Source organism: Acidovorax sp. Q11, assembly GCF_054950075.1.
The window spans coordinates 30,540-49,214 of record NZ_JBUDZG010000024.1 but is presented as its reverse complement, the minus strand read 5'-3'; the positions used below and the strand labels follow the sequence as shown (position 1 = coordinate 49,214).

13 protein-coding genes are annotated in these 18,675 nt (G+C 63.9%); 8 read left to right on the top strand and 5 right to left on the bottom strand.

Translation table 11 applies throughout. The annotated features are described in order from the left end of the window. Positions 1-16: 16 nt before the first annotated feature. Together ACYZGB_RS17210 and ACYZGB_RS17205 are read left to right on the top strand one after the other, a co-directional pair. Positions 17-292: a hypothetical protein gene (locus ACYZGB_RS17210; RefSeq protein WP_462390033.1), complete on the top strand. Its 276-nt coding sequence runs from the start codon at positions 17-19 to the stop codon at positions 290-292. 167 nt (positions 293-459) lie between these two features. Then, positions 460-1,446: a Bug family tripartite tricarboxylate transporter substrate binding protein gene (locus ACYZGB_RS17205; protein WP_462390031.1), complete on the top strand. Its 987-nt coding sequence runs from the start codon at positions 460-462 to the stop codon at positions 1,444-1,446. Between the two features lie 112 nt (positions 1,447-1,558). Here the strand turns inward: ACYZGB_RS17205 and ugpQ are convergent, their stop codons facing one another. Further along, entirely contained in the window at positions 1,559-2,302 is a 744-nt protein-coding gene (gene ugpQ, locus ACYZGB_RS17200; RefSeq protein ID WP_462390030.1) for a glycerophosphodiester phosphodiesterase, read from the bottom strand. A 218-nt stretch (positions 2,303-2,520) separates the two neighbouring features. On the opposite strand from ugpQ, the gene ACYZGB_RS17195 reads away from it, so the two are divergent. From ACYZGB_RS17195 to ACYZGB_RS17175, 5 genes are all read left to right on the top strand, one after another. Beyond that, positions 2,521-6,549 (top strand): non-ribosomal peptide synthetase, encoded by a 4,029-nt coding sequence (locus ACYZGB_RS17195; RefSeq protein WP_462390029.1) that lies wholly within the window; start codon positions 2,521-2,523, stop codon positions 6,547-6,549. 82 nt (positions 6,550-6,631) lie between these two features. Continuing rightward, positions 6,632-8,752 (top strand): TonB-dependent siderophore receptor, encoded by a 2,121-nt coding sequence (locus ACYZGB_RS17190; RefSeq protein ID WP_462390027.1) that lies wholly within the window; start codon positions 6,632-6,634, stop codon positions 8,750-8,752. A gap of 5 nt (positions 8,753-8,757) precedes the next feature. Further along, entirely contained in the window at positions 8,758-9,915 is a 1,158-nt protein-coding gene (locus ACYZGB_RS17185) for a GNAT family N-acetyltransferase (RefSeq protein ID WP_462390025.1), read from the top strand. 30 nt (positions 9,916-9,945) lie between these two features. After that, positions 9,946-11,292, top strand: coding sequence for a lysine N(6)-hydroxylase/L-ornithine N(5)-oxygenase family protein (locus ACYZGB_RS17180; protein ID WP_462390023.1), 1,347 nt, complete (start codon positions 9,946-9,948; stop codon positions 11,290-11,292). Between the two features lie 80 nt (positions 11,293-11,372). Further along, positions 11,373-12,701, top strand: coding sequence for an MATE family efflux transporter (locus ACYZGB_RS17175; protein ID WP_462390022.1), 1,329 nt, complete (start codon positions 11,373-11,375; stop codon positions 12,699-12,701). Positions 12,702-12,707: 6 nt separating this feature from the next. Here ACYZGB_RS17175 and ugpC read toward each other — a convergent pair whose 3' ends face one another. The 4 genes from ugpC to ugpB all read right to left on the bottom strand — a co-directional run bounded on the left by ugpC (position 12,708) and on the right by ugpB (position 17,100). Continuing rightward, a complete protein-coding gene (ugpC, locus tag ACYZGB_RS17170) occupies positions 12,708-13,712 on the bottom strand; it encodes a sn-glycerol-3-phosphate ABC transporter ATP-binding protein UgpC (RefSeq protein ID WP_462390020.1) in 1,005 nt (334 codons plus the stop codon). Positions 13,713-13,783: 71 nt separating this feature from the next. Continuing rightward, the gene (ugpE, locus tag ACYZGB_RS17165; RefSeq protein ID WP_298457487.1) at positions 13,784-14,635 is read right to left on the bottom strand and encodes a sn-glycerol-3-phosphate ABC transporter permease UgpE; all 852 of its coding nucleotides are present in this window, start codon (positions 14,633-14,635) and stop codon (positions 13,784-13,786) included. Between the two features lie 146 nt (positions 14,636-14,781). Continuing rightward, positions 14,782-15,663 carry a sn-glycerol-3-phosphate ABC transporter permease UgpA gene (gene ugpA / locus ACYZGB_RS17160; RefSeq protein ID WP_300218549.1) on the bottom strand — a complete coding sequence of 294 codons (882 nt, stop codon included), beginning with the start codon at positions 15,661-15,663 and terminating at the stop codon, positions 14,782-14,784. A 120-nt stretch (positions 15,664-15,783) separates the two neighbouring features. After that, positions 15,784-17,100, bottom strand: a complete 1,317-nt coding sequence (ugpB, locus tag ACYZGB_RS17155; RefSeq protein WP_462390018.1) for a sn-glycerol-3-phosphate ABC transporter substrate-binding protein UgpB — start codon at positions 17,098-17,100, stop codon at positions 15,784-15,786. Positions 17,101-17,398: 298 nt separating this feature from the next. Between ugpB and serA the strand changes: the two genes are divergently transcribed. Then, a complete protein-coding gene (gene serA, locus ACYZGB_RS17150; RefSeq protein ID WP_462390017.1) occupies positions 17,399-18,628 on the top strand; it encodes a phosphoglycerate dehydrogenase in 1,230 nt (409 codons plus the stop codon). Positions 18,629-18,675: the final 47 nt, after the last annotated feature.

Here is an 18,675-nt window from a genome sequence, read left to right as displayed (position 1 = left end):
TGATTTGGGTCAATTCATGGGTCCCCTCGACATCCTCAACCATCTGCTGAACTTTGTGGCGCCCGCCGCCTTTGTGGCCCTGCTGCTGGTGCTGGGCGGGCGGCTCTTGGGCGCCAAGGGGGGCACCCTGGCGGGCTGGCGCCAGTGGGCGGTGGTGTTTGTGGTGGGGCTGGTGGTGCTGGCCGCAGGACTGGCGCTGTGGGGGCGCGACGGCAAGATGCTGACCTATGCCGCGCTGGTGGTGGCCACCGCCACCTGCCAGTGGGTGCTGGTGCGGGGCTGGAAGGGCTGACTGCCCTGGGTGTCCTGCCGGGCCTTGGGGCTGCAGGCCGGGGCTGGAGGGCCCCAGTGTTTTCAGGGAGTTTTCGGGGGCCCAATGCCGATGAGAATCGGAGAGTAGCCCAGAGGCCCGCGCAACGCGCGCCCAGGGCTTCTTCCCCCCACTCTGGAGACACAACAATGAAATCGAAAATCGCGCTGAAAACCTGCTGGGCCGTGGCGGCTGGCCTGCTGCTGTCGGTGGCGGCATCGGCGCAGACCGCTGCCAGTTTTCCCTCCAAGCCGGTGCGCATCGTGGTCGGCTTCCCGGCGGGCGGCCCGCTGGACCAGCATGCGCGCCTGTTGTCCGACCGGCTGCAGGCCGTGCTGGGCCAGCCGGTGGTGATGGACTACAAGGCAGGCGCGGGCGGCACCGTGGGGGCGCAGGACGTGATGAAGGCCCCGGCCGACGGCCACACCCTGATGCTGGCCAACACTGGCGTCATGGTGATCAACCCGGCGCTGTACAGCCGCCTGCCCTACGCCACGCTCAAGGACTTCACGCCGATTGCGCGCACCGCCATGCAGCCGCTGGCGCTGCTGGTGAACCCCAGCGTGCCAGCGAAGAGCCTGCAGGAATTCATGGCCTATGCCAAGGCGCGGCCCGGCCAGGTCAACTTTGGCTCGGCGGGCAATGGTGGCATCAGCCACCTGGTGCCCGAGATGTTCAAGACCGCCACGGGCCTGTTCATGGTGCACATCCCCTACCGGGGCAGTGCCCCTGCGTTCACCGACCTGATGGGCGGGCAGGTGCAGTTCATGGCCGAGAGCATTCCGCAGGCCGCCGCGTACCACAAGCAGGGCAAGGTGCGCGCTCTGGCCGTGACCAGCAAGGAGCGCAACCCCGCGCTGCCCGATGTTCCCACGGTGATCGAGAGCGGCATCAAGGGCTTCGAGGTGGTGGGCTTTTACGGCTTTCTGGCCCCGGCGGGCACGCCCAAGGATGTGGTGGCCAAGCTCAGCGATGCCTTCAGCCAGGTGATGCAGTCGCCCGATGTGAAAAGCCGCATGGTGAGCCAGGGGGCCGACCCGGCGTTTCTGGGCGCGGACGATTTTGCGAAGTTCCTGGCCGCAGAGATGCCGCGCTGGGCGGACGCCGTGAAGAAGTCGGGCGCGAAGCTGGACTGACCCCCTGAGGCGCTGCGCGCCTTCCCCCTGCGAGGAGGACGCCACCCCTGGCCCGGCAAAGCCGGTTCCACGGTGGCACTGGCTTGGGGCGGGGGTGGTTTGAAGGCGCGCCCTATGGCGTGGCGGGCGAGAAGAAGTCCACGCGGTCGGTGATGATGCCGTCCGTACCCAGCGCGATGAGGCGCTGCGCCGCCCAGTCGTCGTTCACCGTGTAGCTCAGCGTACGCATGCCCATGCCGTGGACTTGGGCCACCAGGGCCTGGTCCCACAGTGCGTGGTTGCACACGATGGCCACGCAGCCGAGCGCCTGCGCCTTGTCAAAGCACCCATCCCACAGCGCGTCGATAAGCAGAGCGCGGGGCAGGTGGGGCGCGGTGGCCATGGCGCCCGCCAGCGCCTCGGGCTTGAACGACGAGAACAAGGGCGGCACGGCCTGCCCTTGCCACAGCCGTGCAGCGGTTTCGCCCACCACGCGGCCGGTAACTTCTTCCTGCCCCGGCGTGGGCTTGATCTCGATGTTCAGCAGGAACCCGTTGGCGATGCAGTAGCGCGCCAGGTTCTCCAGCGTGGGCAGGGGCTCGCCCGCGTGGCTGCGCGAATGCCAGCCGCCTGCGTCCAGTTGGGCCAGCTGGCTCCAGGGCAGGTCGCCACCGGTGCCACGGCCATTGGTCGTGCGGTTGAGCGTGGCGTCGTGCATGAGAAAAGGCACGCCATCGCTGCTGAGCTTGGCGTCGCACTCGAACATGCGAAAGCCGTGCTGCGCGCCCAGGCGGAACGCGGCCAGGGTGTTTTCAGGGGCCAGCTTGCCAGCGCCGCGGTGGGCAATCCAGGGGGGGTAGGGCCAGGGTGTGTGCATGGGTGCTCCTTGTGCAGGTCTTGATTTTGCAGTGTCTCTGCCCGCTTTTTTTGTTGCTTCTATAGAGGCGCATGAACGGCCATCCCTGCCGTCAGCGGAATGCGAAAAGCCGTTCGAAGCAAACCTTGATTTCTACAATTTGTTAATTTATTGAGAATAAAAGTCATTATCATTTGCGTTCTGGTTTTGCAAATAACGCCTGACAAGAGGGAGGCTTCATGGGAGATCGGCATTTTGGGGTACAGGGGCAGGAGGTGCTGGCGTCGCCCAGTCAGCATGCTTTGTGGTTTGCCAACACCATGGTGCATACCGATGCGCGCGTGTACACCGAGGTGGTGGTGGAGTGGCCGAAAGCGGTGGATGCCGTCGCTTTGCGCCATGCCTTGAACCTGTGCCAGCAGGCGCATGCGATGCTACGGGCCACGCTGCAGCGCTTGCCTTGGGGGGCGATTGCGTTGCGGCCCGACACGGCCAACGCCATTCGGTTGGACCCTTTGCCGCAATGGCAGCGCTGGCGCGACCAGCCCGATTTCTCGCTGGAGACCGAGTCCGGCATACGGGCGTGGTGGGGGGGCTCTCGCCTGGTGCTGGCCCTGCATCGCATCGTGGCCGATGGCGTATCGGCTGATCAGATTGTGCGAGAACTGATGGCGCACCTAACGCAGCCTGCGAAGGGGGGCGACCCAGAGGGTGATGTACATGACGTCATGGAGTGCTTGGTCGCGCAGCGAAAGGCCTGGGAGGCAGGGGGGCTGGAAGAGCACCTCCACTATTGGTTAGAGAAGCTGCAAATGCCCACGGCCCCGTTGGAGCTGCCCTGGGAGCATGGACCTGCGGTAGGGCCCTTAGTGCCTACAGAGACCGCGCAGATATGGATCAGTGGCCGGGCGCTGCAGGCGTGGCAGGCGTGCTGTGCGGCAGCAGGATGGCACCTGCCCCAACTGCTGCGGGCTGGGGTCGTGCAGTGGCTGTCGCGATGGGCGGGGCAGTCGAGTGTGCGATTGGCCACCGTGTTTGACGCGCGTGGCCCGCACCTGCAAGGCACGGTGGGGCCTTGGGAGGATGTGCGTGTGACCTGCGTGGACGTGCAGGCACAGCACACCTTGGCGCATCTGGTAGACGCCATTCGGGCACAAGACGCACGGGATGCGGAGCATGCTGCCATTCCGTTTGAATGGGTGCTGCAACAGCTCAACAGCGATGGCATGCATGCCCAAGTGTTGCCATACCAGGTGGCATTTGAATGGCGCGACCAGCCAGAGCGCTATGCCACAGAGACGACGGGTGTGCAGGTGCAAATGCGTCGCGAGCAGACGCTGCGTGCCGATCTGGTGCTGACCGCGCAGCCCGCCCATGGCGGTGGGCTGTGCATCGGTTTGCGATACCCGCAGTCGCTCTTGAGCCGTGAGCGGGCGCTGGATGCTTTGCATCGCTGGCGGGCACTGCTGGAGCAAGGTTTGGCCCAGCCGCAACGCGCTGTCAACACCTTGCCGTGGGTCTCGGCGCAAGAGCTGGAGCGCCTGAGTGCACCGTGGCCTGCGCCTGACTATCGACCGCAGCCCGTACACCAGCAGATGCTGGCCCTGCTGGCGGAGCATGGCGAGCGGCCCGCAGTGCAGTGCGGCAACGAGGTATTGACTCATGCCGAGCTGCATGCACGCGCGCAGTGCCTGGCCGATCGCTTGATACAGCTGGGCGCGGGCACTGAAGTGGTGGTGGCCGTGGCCATGGAGCGCAGTGCGTCTTTGCTGATGGTGTTGCTGGCGGTGTGGAAGGCGGCTGCCGCCTTCTTGCCGCTCGATCCGCATTACCCCGCGCCACGCATTCAGCACATGCTGACGGATTCGGGTGCCCATTGCCTGCTGACGGATGCCGCGTTGGTCGAGCCTTTGTCGCAGGTGTGTACCGGGCTGCCCGTGGCGGATCGGCTGTGGGCATGGGATGCGCCCGTGTGGCCCGCGCCAGGGGGCAGTCTTGTGCGTGATAGCCAAAGCGCAGCGTGCGGGATGGATGCTTGCATGCCGCACCACCTGGCGTATGTGATCTACACGTCGGGCTCCACCGGGCTTCCCAAAGGGGTGGCCGTAGAGCACGGGCCCCTGTCGCTGCACTGCCAGGCCACGGCACATCTCTATGGCATGAGCTGCGAGTCCCGAGAGCTGCACTTTCTCTCGATCAGCTTTGATGGGGCGCTGGAGCGCTGGGTGGTTCCGCTGCTGGTGGGAGGCTGTGTGGTGCTGCGGCCACCTGCTTTGTGGACGGCGGCGCAAACCTTGCAGGCCATGCAAGACATGCAGGTGAACAATGCTGGGTTCCCAACCAGCTACCTGCAGACCTTGGCCCAGTGGGCGCAAGACCATCCGGCGGATCGTCGCTTGCGCCTGTTGTCGTTTGGTGGCGAGGGTATGCCCAGGGCCACCTTTGAGCAGGTCCAGCGCGCACTGGCTCCCAACTGGCTGATCAATGGTTATGGCCCCACGGAGGCCGTTATCTCGCCACTGGCCTGGAAGGTGCCGGCGGGCACCACTTTCGACAGTGCTTATGCCCCCGTGGGGCGTGCTGTGGGCCCCCGCCGTGCGTATGTGCTGGATGCACTCATGCAGCCTGTGCCTCCTGGGGTGGCGGGCGAGCTGTACATCGGAGGTGCCTGCTTGGCACGGGGCTATCACGGGCAGCCTGCGGCTACGGCAGATCGCTTTGTGCCGGATCCGTTTGCGGGCGTAGACGGTGCACGTATGTACCGCACCGGAGACCGGGCGCGCTGGCGTACCGACGGTGTGGTGGAGTACCTGGGCCGGGTCGACCAGCAGGTCAAGGTCCGTGGCTACCGGGTGGAGTTGGGTGAGGTGGAATCCGCGCTGCGTTCATTGCAGGGCGTGGCGGATGGGGCTGCAGCGCTCAAAGGCCAGCGGTTGGTGGGGTATGTGGTGCCAGCCCCAGGGGCCGAGGTCAACCCGACCACACTGCGCGCCCAATTGCTGCGATCACTGCCCGAATTCATGGTCCCCAGCGTGGTGGTGGCAGTGCCCGCCCTGCCTTTGACACCGGCTGGAAAAATGGACCGTAACGCTTTGCCCGAGCCGACCCAGGTGCCGCGCAAGGTAGAGCCTGCCAGCACTGCGCTGGAGCACACGCTGTTGGGGCTGTGGCAAGAGGTGCTGAAGACGCCTTTGGTGGGGGTGACTGACAACTTTTTCGACCTGGGTGGCGACTCGTTGAGTGCGCTGGGCCTGCTGAGTTTGCTGGATGGGGCAGTGCCCGGGCACTGCTTGGGCATGGCGGATCTGTTTCACCACACGGACATCCGCAGCCTGGCGCGAGCTATCGAGGCGCAAGACGATCGCGACACTGCGGCGCAGGTTTGGCAGGACGTTGTCCATTTGCAGCAACCCGCTACGCCGTCTTTGACGGCGCCGGTGTTGTACTGCTTTCCGGGCTTGTTGGTCAGCACCCGCGAGTACCTGGGGCTGGTGCGTGCGTTGGGGCCGGATCAGATCGCGGTCGGATTTGTGTGCCACTCCCTTTCCGCCGCAGACGCCGCTGCCCAGTCTGCGGCGCCGGACGTGCAGGCCTGCGATGGGACGGCTGTGGAGTTTCTGGCGCGCCGATACGCCGACTACATCCGAATGCACAGCAAGGGCCGTGCGGCGGTGTTGCTAGGTTGGTCTTGGGGAGGCGTGCTAGCGCTGGAAACTGCCCGGTTGCTGGAGGGGCAGGTGCCAGTGCGGTTCGTGGGGATGTTGGATGTCTGCGCGCTGGATGCGGAGTTTGCCGTGGGCGGTGAGCGCCCCATGGAGCCGACTGTGCGGGCCCGGGTGCAGGCAGACATCGATGCCTGGTTGCCCCAAAGCCGCATGCAGGCGCAGTGGCAGCAACTGCTGCAGCGCATGGATGCCACGGTGTACACCCAGTTCCTGCATTACGTGAACAACAGCCCCGACACCTTGCCGCTGGATGGGCCCGCAGTGGGTTCGCGTGAGCATATTTTCTGGACGCTCATGGACAACGCACTGGTGTTTCGCAACTACACCATGCGGCCGTTGGATTGCCCGATTCACGCCTGGATCGCCCAGGACTCTTTGCTGCGCGCGATGAACGTGATTGACTGGAATGACTACTCCAGCCGCGTGGAGCGTGTGCAGGTGATTGAAGGCGCCACCCACCTGAGCATCGTCAACGACCCTCGCTTTCACCAGAGCTTTGCCGCCAGTCTGCTGCAGCTGAGCAGCGTTGCCACCCCTGCCTGAGGCCGATTCTGAGCGCGCGTTGCAGCAGCGCGTGCGCCGAGGCAGGTGCGTCTTCCATTTTTAAAACCGAGGAGTATTTTTCATGCATCCCATGTACCGGGTCGATGGCCCATTCCGCTTTCCCCTATCGCGTTTGGCGGGGGCCTTGGCCGCATTGGGGCTGGGTCTGGGGGCTCTGCAGGCACAAGGCCAGACCACCTTGCCGGAGATGACTGTTCAAGGTGACAGCCCGCCGACCACGGCGGCTCCCCGCAGCAGTGTGGGAACCAAATCTGACACCCCGTTGCAGGAGGTGCCTCAGTCCATCACGGTGCTCACGAGGGAATCGCTGGAGGCCCAGCAGGCCCAGAGTGTGCCGCAGGCGTTGCGCTATTCCGCTGGTGTGCGGGCCGAGCAGTGGGGGGTAGACCCCCGCTTTGACCAGTTCACCATTCGTGGCTTTGATGTGGGCTCTTCAGGGATATTTCGTGATGGGCTGTCCCTGCCCACCCAGGGATTCACGGGGTTCAACCAGGAGCCCTATGGACTGGAGCGACTCGAAATATTGCGCGGGCCCAGCTCTGTGCTTTACGGGCGGACCGAAGTGGGTGGGCTGGTCAATGCCCAAAGCAAGCGGCCCAGCACGCAGCCCATCCGCGAGGTAGGGGTGACCGTGGGCACGAAGGGGCGCAAGCAAATCACTGCCGATGTGGGAGGGGCCATCGACGAGCAAGGGGACTGGAGCTACCGCTTGACCGTGGTGGGGCGCGAGGCACGTGGCCAGGTGGACTACACCAAGGACAACCGCCTGTATGTGGCGCCTGCGCTGACTTGGAAGCCCGATGCGAGCATGTCTTTGACTTTACTGGCCTACCTGCAAAACGACAGCGTACCCCCGAACATGTACCTGCCCGCTGTGGGGACCTTGCAGTCGGGGCCCTATGGGCGCATACCGAGCAACCGTTATACGGGCGAGCCGGGCGTAGACCATTTTGATTCCGAGCAGCGCAGTGTGGGCTACCTTTTGGACAAGCGCTTCAGTGATGCGCTGCGTGCCCGGCAGGCGGTTCGGTACGCGACCTCCAAGGTGGACTACCGCAGCCTGTACATGACAGGCTTGCGCGATGACCTGCGCACCATTGACCGCGCAGACTTTGCCGTGCAGCAAAAGGCCACGGTACTCACGGCAGACCAGAACCTGGAATGGGCCGCGCGCTGGGGCCAGGCGGAAAACACATTGCTGGTGGGCCTGGATTACACCCGGGTGCGGCTTGACGGGCAGAAGTCGTACGGCACGGCCCCGTCGCTGGATGCGATTGCGCCCGTGTATGGCCAGTCGTTGAGCGCGGCGCCAGTGTATGAAGATGCGCGCAGCACCCTCACGCAGACGGGCTTGTATGTGCAGGACCAGATCAAGTGGGACTCTCGCTACCTGCTGACGCTGGGCGCGCGCCACGACCGCGGCACCAACCTGGTGAACAACCGCTTGGCCTTGACCAGCACCCGCCAGGAGGATGGCGCCACCTCGGGGCGTGTGGGATTGAGCTGGCTGGGCCTGCAGGGGTGGACGCCCTACGCCAGCGTGGCCACTTCGTTCAAGCCCGTGGTCGGGCAGACCGCGTTGGGGCAAAACTTTGTGCCAGAGCGCGGCCGCCAGTCAGAGGTGGGCGTGAAATGGGCCCCCGCTGGCCAGCAGACCTGGGTGACAGCGGCATTGTTTGATCTGACCAAACGCAATGTGCTGACGGCCGACCCAGACCACCTGGCGACCGGGGGGCAGATTCAGCGCGGCGAAGTGCAGGTGCGGGGGCTGGAGCTGGAGGCCGACACCGTGCTGGCGCGCGTCTGGCATGTGCGCGGGGCCTACACGCATCTGAATGCGCGCATTACCCGCAATAACGATGGCAACGTCGGCAATCGCCCGGCCCTGGTGGCGCGTGACACCGCGTCGGCATGGCTTGAGCGCACTTTGGGTGCCGGTTGGCGCGCGGGCATGGGGGTGCGTCGCGTGGGAAGCAGCTTTGGCGATGACGCCAACACGGTGGTGACGCCGGGCGTGACTTTGCTGGACGCCCTGGTGGGGTATCGGCAAGGGGGGTGGGATGTGGCCCTGAACCTCAACAACCTCACGGACAAGGCCTATCTGGGCAACTGCTCCAGCGATGGTTCGTGCAACTACGGCGCCCGCCGTCAAGTGTTGCTGACAACCCGTTATCAATGGTGATGCACATGAAAAACCTGACAACCCATTTGGCCCCATTCTTGGGCTATTCCACCGCTACCCTGGGCATGCAGCCCCTGCAAGTGCAGTATCCCTGCGAACCGGACCACGAGCGTGAGTTGCGCGAGTTGCGTGTTTTGCGCGATGGCGTCGAGGTGCTGCGCATGCAGGTGCACATGTCTGCGCACGAAGCGCAACAGGCCCGGCTGCAGGTGCTGGAGAAGTGGAGCTGCGGCGGGGCGGACACAGAGCAGAGCGCTGCGGTGGCGCCGCTGCTGGCGGCATTGGAGGCCCTTTGCTTGGCCCATCCCGATCTGGTGCAGCTGGAGCTTCTGGCCGACGATTGGCCTGCGCAGTTGCCCTGGTTGCAACAGCGGGGCATTGTGAGGGCGCAAGGTGCGCAGTGGTTTGCGCAAGTCAGCATGCTCTGGCAGTTGCCCGATTTGTGGCTGCCCACGCAGCGAGCCGCATTCCCTTACCCGCAGCACCACGTCCGCACGGGTGCGAACTGGCATCCCTTGCGGCCCGCCAAAGTGGATGGCTATGTGTACGAGCGGTTCATTCCCTGGCTGGGGCAGTCGGTGGCCTTTCGGGCGGCCAATGTGGCGCAAGACCTGGAGCGCTTGCACCGCTGGATGAATGCGCCGCATGTGGCCCCGTTCTTTCAGGAAGAGGGAGACCTGGCGTACCACCGCAATTACCTGCAAGCACGCCTGGACGATCCCCACATGGTGCCGCTGATTGCCGAATTTGACCGCCAGCCCTTTGGGTACATGGAAATCTATTGGGCCAAAGAGAACCGGCTGGGGCCCTACTACGACGCGAACGACTATGACCGGGGCTGGCATGTGTTGGTGGGGGAGCTGGCGTATTCCGGCGGAGCATGGATCAGTGCCTGGCTTCCGTCGTTGATGCACTACCTGTTTCTGGACGAGCCCCGCACGCAGCGCATCGTGGGCGAGCCCGCGGCCAGCCATGTGCGCCAGGTGCGCAACCTGGAGCGCTCTGGGTTTGCGTCGATCAAAGACTTTGACTTTGCACACAAGCGGGCCACGTTGGTGATGCTGCTGCGAGAGAAGTACTTCGCTAACCGACTGTGGCGTCCGGCATCCGGCGCTCAGTCGCCAGCATCCACAGCGCAAACGTCTACAGCGCAAACGTCCTGAATCCCTTGAACTCTGAAGAAAGACTGCAACATGCTGGCACCTGTACCAACGTATGACGTGATGGGCGTGGGCTTTGGCCCTTCCAATATTTCTTTGGCGATTGCGATGGACGAACTGGCGGCCTCGGGCGGGCCGCGGTGGTCGCGCTGTTTTGTGGAAAAGCAAAAGCAGTTTGCCTGGCATGGGCACATGCTGTTGCCCGGCACTGATATGCAGATCGCCTTTCTCAAGGATCTGGTGTCGCTGCGCAATCCCACCAGCGTCTATTCTTTTGTGAACTACTTGCGGCAGAGCGATCGCCTGGAAGCCTTCATTGACCAAAAGACGCTGTTTCCCAGCCGCATTGAGTTCAATGACTACCTGCGTTGGGTGGCTGGGCATTTCAGTGCGGACTGTCGGTATGGCGAAACCGTCTCGCAGGTGACCCCGGAATACGAGCGCGGCGACGTGGTGGCCTTGCAGGTGCATTCGCACGACGCGCGCGGGCGTGAACACACGCGCCGCTGCCGGTCGTTGGTGATTGCGCCCGGGGGCGCCCCTTACATTCCAGTACCCTTCCATGCGCTGAGCGATCCGCGGGTGTTTCACACCGGGCGTTATCTGGAGCAGCTTCAGACGCAGGGCTGGTCGCAATGCCCACCAGATCGGGTGGCCGTGGTGGGGGGCGGGCAAAGCGCAGCGGAGGTGTTTTTGGACCTTTCGCAGCGCTATCCACATGCCCAGATCGACCTGATCTTCCGGGGCAATGCGCTCAAGCCCGCAGAAGATGCGCCGTCCATCAATCACATCTTTGCGCCGGACTACGTGAACTTCTTCCACGCCCAGCCTGCTGCGGTGCGGGCGAATTTGCTGGCCGAGTTTCGCAACACGAACTATGCAGTGGTGGACCGCGACTTGATTGAGCGCATCAGTGCCATGCAATACGCGCAGCGCGTCAGTGGCATTGACCAGTGCCGTGTTTTGCCAGGCTGTGCGGTGCAGGCAGTCCACGGGGCCGCTGATGGGGTGTATTTGGACTTGCAGACCGTGGCGGGTGGGCATGGGCAGCCTTCGGTGAGTGGAGCATCCTCTCGCCCCTATCAGGCCGTGGTTCTGGCCACCGGGTACCAGCGCGATGCCAGCCAGTCCCTGCTCGCCTCACTGCCTGAGGCTGCGCGCGGTAGTTGGCAAGTCGGGCGTGACTATCGCCTGCAACTGCCTGCCCATGTGCGAGCGCCCATTTATGCGCAGGGCTTTTCAGAGGCCACCCACGGGCTGTCGGACACCCTGCTTTCTGTGATGGCGGTGCGCGCCGGAGAAATTGCCCGGTCTCTGGCTTCGCAGCTGTCCACTAAGGCAACACGCTGCGCGCAGGCCGACGAAGAGGTGGCACTGTGAGTGCGCAGAGCTTGGCGCCGTCATCCGATGCCCCGCCGTCTGGCGCTTTGGCGCAGTGGTTGAGGGGGCGACTGCCGGACATGCAGTCACCCCACCTTCAGCGTCTGATCTGGTCGTTGGCCATTCCTTCGGTGATCGGGCTGTCGGCCAATGCAGGGCATCAGCTTGTCAACGCATTTTTTGTGGGGCAGCTAGGCACCCATGCGCTGGCGGCTGTGGCCTTGTGCTTTCCGCTGGTGATGGTGTTTTCCGCCGTGGGCGAGGGGTTTGGTGTGGGTGCTGCCAGCGCCATAGCCCGTTACCTGGGTGCCGAACAGGCCGATCGTGCCAGTGGCATCGCCTCGACCATGGTATTGCTGGTGGCTGCCTTGGGTGGGTTGCTGGCGTTGCTGGTCACCCCATTCCTCGCACCGTTGCTGCAATGGATGGGGGCGCAACCGCAGGACATGAATGTGGCAGTGGCTTATGCCACGGTGTTTGTCTGGACGGTGCCATTCATGCTGTTGCAAATGTTGTGCGACTTTGTGGCGATTGCAGAGGGCAATGCGCGCTTCAGCATGTGGACGCTGATTGGCTCGTTTGCTTTGAATGTGATCCTGGACCCGATCTTCATCTTCTATCTGGACGGCGGTGTGGTCGGGGCAGCGTACGCCACGTCGGTGTCTTGTCTGGCAGCGCTGGCGGCGTATGGTGTGTATTTTTATCGGCGGTGGGGGCGTGTGCGGGTGGCACCCAGCCAGGTGCGCTGGGACGCAGAGGCCCTGCGCAGCGTGGCCTCTGTGGGGGCTGGTGCAGCGGCTGCCACGGGGTTGGCAGCCCTGGCGTATGCGCTGGTGTATCGCAGTGCCAGCGCCTTTGGCGAGACTGCGGTGGCCGCAGTGGCCATTGCCTTGCGCTTGCAGGCTGGCGGGGTACTGCCTTTGGTGGGTTTTTGCTTGGGCGCGCAGGCCTTGCTGGGCTTTGCCTGGGGGGCCGGGCAATCGCAGCGCTATGCGCGCGCCGTGTGGCTCATGTTGTGGATCGCCGGAGGCTTTGCCGTGCTGTATGCGCTGGGCATGATCGTGCTGGCCCCGTCGGTGGTGACTTGGTTCACGGACGACCCGGCCGTGCAGGCGCAGGCCGTAGTGGCGTGTCGAATCGTCCATGCCTGCTTTGCCACCTTTGGTTTGTACATGGTGGCGGTCGTGTCGCTGCAGGCTGCCGGGCGGGCTCGCCAGGCGGCATGGCTGGCCCTGGCACCGCAGGGGTACATGCTGGTGCCCTGCTTGCTGGTGCTGCCTGCCGTGTGGGGCTTGGCAGGGGTCTATGCCAGCCTGGGCGTAGCCGCTGTGGCCAGCGCCGCCTTGGCTGCCGTGCTGCTGCGCATTCAGTTGCGGAATGCAGCACAGCAGCAGCCCCAGGTGTCTTGACGTTGGTTATCGCCGCAGGCCGGTGACCGCATCAAAAGTGTGCAGGCGGTCTTCGCGTGGCGCCACGCGGATCGTGTCGCCCGCCTTGGGCGATGGGCGCCCCTCGTCAATGCGCACGATCAGCGTGTCTTCGCCCATGGTGGCGTACACCAGGCGTTCGGCACCGAGCAGCTCAATGGTGTCTACGCGCACTTCCCAGCCGTCGTTGCCGATGTCCATGTGCTCAGGGCGAATGCCCAGGATGGTGCCGGGCTTGCCGCCCGGCGCGTGCTTGAGCAGGTTCATCGGCGGCGAGCCGATGAAGCTGGCCACGAAGGTGGTGGCGGGCGTGTGGTAGACCTCTTCGGGCGTGCCGAACTGCTCCATGTTGCCCGCGTTCATCACGATCATGCGCTGTGCCAGCGTCATGGCTTCGACCTGGTCGTGGGTCACGAACAGGCTGGTGATGCCCAGCTCGCGGTGCAGCTTCTGGATTTCGAGGCGGGTCTGGGCGCGCAGCTTGGCGTCCAGGTTGGACAGCGGCTCGTCAAACAGGAACACCTGCGGCTGGCGCACGATGGCGCGGCCCATGGCCACGCGCTGGCGCTGGCCGCCGGACAGCTCGCGCGGCTTGCGCTCGAGCAGGTGGCCCAGTTCGAGGATCTTGGCGGCCTTGTCCACGCGCGCCTTGATCTCGTCCTTGGGCACCTTGGCGATCTTCAGGCCGTAGGCCATGTTCTCGAAGTTCGTCATGTGGGGGTAGAGCGCGTAGTTCTGGAACACCATCGCGATGTCGCGCTGGGCAGGTTCCAGGTCGTTCACCACGCGGTCGCCAATGCGTAGCTCGCCGCCGGAGATTTCCTCCAGCCCTGCGACCATGCGCAGCAGCGTGGATTTGCCGCAGCCCGAGGGGCCCACGATCACGACGAATTCACCGTCCTTGATCTCGGCGTTCACGCCATGGATGACCTGGTTGGCCTTGGGGCCGTGCCCGTAGCGCTTGATGATGTTGCGAAGAGAGAGAGATGCCATTTTGCTATTAAATTGGTAGCTGCTAACGCAGTGTGGTAGGGCGGTAGGGGCTCTTTTGGCTTGTATTTTTGTTACTTTTCCGTGTCCACCAGGCCCTTGACGAACCAGCGCTGCATGACCACGACCACAAAGGCCGGGGGCAGCATGGCAAGAAGGGCCGTGGCCATCACGATGTTCCACTCGTTGCCTGCGTCGCCACCGGCAATCATGCGTTTGATGCCGATCACCACGGGGTACATGTCTTCGGACGTGGTCACGAGCAGCGGCCACAGGTACTGGTTCCAGCCGTAGATGAACTGGATCACGAACAGCGCGGCAATCGAGGTGCGCGACAGCGGCACCAGGATGTCCTTGAAGAAGCGCATGGGGCCTGCGCCGTCCACACGCGCGGCTTCGACCAGCTCGTCCGGCACGGTGAGGAAGAACTGGCGGAACAGGAAGGTGGCCGTGGCCGAGGCGATCAGCGGCACCGTGAGGCCCGCGTAGCTGTTGAGCATGCCCAGGTTGGAGACGACCTCGTAGGTGGGGCCGATGCGCACTTCCACGGGCAGCATCAGCGTGATGAAGATCAGCCAGAAGCAGATGCCCTTGAAGGGGAAGCGGAAGTACACGATGGCAAACGCCGACAGCAGCGAGATCGCGATCTTGCCCACGGTGATGACGATGGCGGTGACAAAACTCACCCACATCATGCGCGCCACGGGGGCGGTGGAGCCCGCGCCCGAGCCGCCGCCAAACAGCGTGTCGTGGTAGGTCTGCCAGAAGTTGCCGCCGGGCACCATGGGCATGGGCACCTGCACGATGTCCTGCGCCGTGTGGGTGGAGGCCACAAAGGCCAGGTACAGCGGGAAGCCGACGATGATCACGCCCAGCACCATGATGAGGTGCGAGAACGCGGTGAGATAAGGACTACGTTCAACCATTGGAATCTTTCAGGATCGAAGCATGGCTCACTGCGCCAATGAATGGCGCGCCGCATGCGAGGGCCGCCGAGCAAGGGCCGCCCCGCCGTGAGGGCGGCGTCCCCCTGGAGGGGGAAGGCGCGAAGCGACTCAGGGGGTGCTTCATATCAGTACTGCACTTTCTTCTCGACGTAGCGGAATTGGATGACGGTGAGCACGACCACGATGGCCATCAGCACCACCGATTGCGCGGCCGATCCGCCCATGTCCATGGCCTTGAAGCCGTCGTGGTAAACCTTGTAGACCAGGATGGCGGTGTCGCGCCCCGGGCCGCCCTGCGTGGTGGCGTCCACGATCGCGAAGGTGTCGAAGAAGGCATACACCACGTTGATCACCAAGAGGAAGAAGGTGGTGGGCGAGAGCAGCGGGAACTGGATGCTCCAGAACCGGCGCCAGGGGCCCGCACCGTCAATCGCTGCCGCCTCGATCAGCGACTTGGGGATGGATTGCAGGCCTGCCAGGAAGAACAGGAAGTTGTAGGAAATCTGCTTCCATACGGCCGCAATCACGATCAGCCCCATCGCGTGGTCGGAGTTGAGCATGTGGTTCCAGTCAAAGCCCGACTGGCGCAGCATGTAGGCCACCACGCCCAGCGAGGGCGAGAACATGAACATCCAGAGCACGCCCGCCACGGCAGGTGCCACGGCGTAGGGCAGCAGCAGTGCGGTCTTGTAGACCATGGCGCCCTTGATGATGCGGTCGGCAAAAATCGCCAGAATCAGCGACAGGCTGATGCCCACCGCCGCCACCAGGATCGAGAAGAAGGCTGTTGTCTTGAACGAGGCGAGGTAGCCAGGGTCTTCGAACAGGTGCTTGAAGTTGTCCAGCCCCACCCATTCGGTGGACATGCCGAAGCTGTCCTGCATCTGGAAGGATTGCACCAGGGCCTGGCCCGCAGGCCAGAAAAAGAAGACGCTGATGATGACCAGCTGGGGGGCCAGAAGCACCCAGGGCAGCCACGCAGAGCGAAAAAGTACGCGTTTTTCCATGTCGGAACTCTCAAAAAGAAAACCCCGCCGCCCCGTGAACCATGGTGGTTGACGGGGCGGCGGGCTTTCGATGCCACCGGGCGGGGCGGCCAGGCAACATCATCAGGCGCTAGGCAGCGCTTACTTGTTGGCGCGTGCGAAACGGGCCAGTTGCTCGTTGCCGCGTGTCACGGCGGTGTCCAGGGCTTCCTTGGGCGACTTCTTGCCCGACCAGATCTGCTCGGTTTCCTCGTCGATGATGGAGCGGATCTGCACGAAATTGCCCAGGCGGATGCCGCGCGACTTTTCGGTCGCTTTCTTGATCATCTGCGTCACGGCCACGTCGGTGCCGGGGTTCTTGGTGTAGAAGCCCGATGCCTCGGTCAGCTGGTAGGCGCCCATGGTCACAGGCAGGTAGCCCGTGCGCTGGTGGCTGGCGGCCTGCACCTTGGTGTCGTTCAGGAAGTTCAGGAAGTCGGCCACGCCCTTGTACTCGTCGGCTTTCTTGCCAGACATCACCCACAGGCTGGCGCCGCCGATGGCGGTGTTCTGGGGCGCGCCCTTCACGTCGGCGTAGTAGGGCAGGGTGGAGATGCCATAGGCGAACTTGGCTTCCCTGGCCACGCGGGCGTACAGTCCCGAGGAGCCCGTTATCATCGCGCACTCGCCCGATGGGAAGGATGCATCCGGCACGTTGCCACGGCCCTTGTAGACGAAGCTGCCGTCCTTGGAGGCCTTGGCTAGGTTTTCGAAGTGGCGCACGTGCAGCGGCGAGTTGACCTGCAGCTCGGCGTCGTTGCCGTCAAAACCGTTGTTCTTGGACGCGAACAGCGTGTTGTGCCACAGCGAGAAGCTTTCCAGTTGCGTCCAGCTGATCCAGCTGGTGGTGAAGGGGCAGCTGTGGCCGCTGGCCTTGAGCTTGGACGCGGCGGCAAACACTTCGGGCCAGGTCTTGGGCGGCTTGTCGGCGTCCAGGCCGGCCTTCTTGAACGCGTCCTTGTTGTAATAGAACACCGTGGTGGAGCTGTTGAGCGGGTAGCTCAGCATCTGGCCGTTGGGGGCGGTGTAGTAACCGGCCACGGCCGACACGTACTGGGTGGGCTCGAACTTGAAGCCGCCGTCGTTCAGCACTTTGGCGGCAGGCACGATGGCGCCCTTGCTGGCCATCATGGTGGCAGTGCCCACTTCGAACACTTGCAGGATGTGGGGCGCGTTGCCCGCACGGAAGGCGGCGATGGCGCCTGTCATGGATTCGTCATACGTGCCCTTGTAGGTGGGCACGACCTTGTACTTGGTCTGGCTGGCGTTGTACTGCTTGGCCAGGTCGTTGACCCACTCGCCAAGCGCTGCGCTCATCGAATGCCACCACTGAATCTCGACTGGCTGTGTCTGGGCTTGCACAGGCGCGCAGACCGACAGGGCAATGGCAGCGCAGACAGCCAGATGCTTCGTTTGCATGAATATTTCCTCCGAGGATGACGAAAAGCACAAAGGCTGGATGCTATGCAGCCGATGTGACATTGATATGTCGTTGTCGCATACCGCTAGCGCTTGCAACAACCGGGGAAACCCCTTGGGGGCCCCGCAAGGGGAGAGATTGTGACTCTTTTGTGACAAGGTGTCGCGCATTTGCCGAGGCTTGCAAGGTTTTGTGCAATGCACCATGCTGGTGACTTTTCGCGGGTTCCCGTTGTGCCGGTTCGTTCGCGCCGCAGCGCGCCGGATTCTTTCCTCTCTCTCCTTCATTCTTATTGCCATGGCCCTCAATTCGCTCGACAAGAACAAGATCAAATTTTTGTTGCTGGAGGGCATCCATTCCTCTGCGGTGGATGTGATCCGTGCGGCGGGCTACACCCAGATTGAGACGGTGCCTGGTGCGCTGCCGGACGAGGAACTCAAGCGCAAGATCGCCGACGTGCACTTCGTGGGCATTCGCTCGCGCACCCAGCTCACCGAAGAGGTGTTTGCCCAGGCGCACAAGCTGGTGGCTGTGGGCTGTTTTTGTATTGGCACCAACCAGGTGGACCTGAACGCGGCGCGCGAGCGTGGCATCGCCGTCTTCAACGCGCCGTACTCCAACACCCGCTCCGTGGCCGAGCTGGTGCTGGCCGAGGCCATCCTGCTGCTGCGCGGCGTGCCCGAGAAAAACGCCGTGGCGCACCGGGGCGGCTGGCTCAAGAGTGCTGACAACGCCTACGAGATCCGTGGCAAGACGCTGGGCATCGTGGGTTATGGCTCCATCGGCACGCAGCTGTCGGTGCTGGCCGAGGCGCTGGGCATGCAGGTGGCATTCTTTGATGTGGTCAACAAGCTGCCGCTGGGCAACGCCCGCCAGGTGCAGCACCTGCACGACCTGCTGGGCCAGAGCGACATCGTGAGCCTGCATGTGCCCGAGCTGCCGTCCACTGAAGGCATGATCGGCGCGGCCGAGATCGCCGCCATGAAACCCGGCGGCATCCTCATCAACGCCGCGCGCGGCACGGTGGTGGATATCGAAGCGCTGGCCGGGGCGCTCAAGGCCAAAAAACTGCTCGGCGCCGCCATCGACGTGTTCCCCGTGGAGCCACGCACCAACAAGGACGAGTTTGTGTCGCCCCTGCGCGGGCTGGACAACGTGATCCTGACCCCGCACATCGGCGGCTCCACCATGGAGGCGCAGGCCAACATTGGCCTGGAAGTGGCTGAAAAGCTGGTGAAGTACAGCGACAACGGCACCAGCACCTCGTCCGTCAACTTCCCGGAGGTGGCGCTGCCCGCCCACCCCGGCAAGCACCGCCTGCTGCACATCCACCGCAACGTGCCGGGCGTGCTGTCCGAGATCAACCGCATTTTTTCGGACAACCAGATCAACGTTTCGGCCCAGTACCTGCAGACCAACGAGAAGATTGGCTATGTGGTGATCGACATTGATGCCGCCTCGTCCGATCTGGCGCTGGACAAGCTGGCCCAGGTGGGCGGAACCTTGCGCAGCCGCGTGCTGTTCTGACGCTGACGCCGGGCATTGCCCGGCCGTTTGGCGTTGCGCGGCCTCCC

Excerpts from the sequence above, each read along its gene's own strand:
- ugpB (WP_462390018.1), bottom strand. The coding sequence starts at position 17,100 with ATGCAAACGAAGCATCTGGCTGTCTGCGCTGCCATTGCCCTGTCGGTC.
- ACYZGB_RS17210 (WP_462390033.1), top strand. The coding sequence starts at position 17 with ATGGGTCCCCTCGACATCCTCAACCATCTGCTGAACTTTGTGGCGCCC.
- ugpE (WP_298457487.1), bottom strand. The coding sequence starts at position 14,635 with ATGGTTGAACGTAGTCCTTATCTCACCGCGTTCTCGCACCTCATCATG.
- ACYZGB_RS17190 (WP_462390027.1), top strand. The coding sequence starts at position 6,632 with ATGCATCCCATGTACCGGGTCGATGGCCCATTCCGCTTTCCCCTATCG.
- ACYZGB_RS17185 (WP_462390025.1), top strand. The coding sequence starts at position 8,758 with ATGAAAAACCTGACAACCCATTTGGCCCCATTCTTGGGCTATTCCACC.
- ugpC (WP_462390020.1), bottom strand. The coding sequence starts at position 13,712 with ATGGCATCTCTCTCTCTTCGCAACATCATCAAGCGCTACGGGCACGGC.
- ACYZGB_RS17180 (WP_462390023.1), top strand. The coding sequence starts at position 9,946 with ATGCTGGCACCTGTACCAACGTATGACGTGATGGGCGTGGGCTTTGGC.
- ugpQ (WP_462390030.1), bottom strand. The coding sequence starts at position 2,302 with ATGCACACACCCTGGCCCTACCCCCCCTGGATTGCCCACCGCGGCGCT.
- serA (WP_462390017.1), top strand. The coding sequence starts at position 17,399 with ATGGCCCTCAATTCGCTCGACAAGAACAAGATCAAATTTTTGTTGCTG.
- ACYZGB_RS17205 (WP_462390031.1), top strand. The coding sequence starts at position 460 with ATGAAATCGAAAATCGCGCTGAAAACCTGCTGGGCCGTGGCGGCTGGC.
- ACYZGB_RS17175 (WP_462390022.1), top strand. The coding sequence starts at position 11,373 with ATGCAGTCACCCCACCTTCAGCGTCTGATCTGGTCGTTGGCCATTCCT.
- ugpA (WP_300218549.1), bottom strand. The coding sequence starts at position 15,663 with ATGGAAAAACGCGTACTTTTTCGCTCTGCGTGGCTGCCCTGGGTGCTT.
- ACYZGB_RS17195 (WP_462390029.1), top strand. The coding sequence starts at position 2,521 with ATGGGAGATCGGCATTTTGGGGTACAGGGGCAGGAGGTGCTGGCGTCG.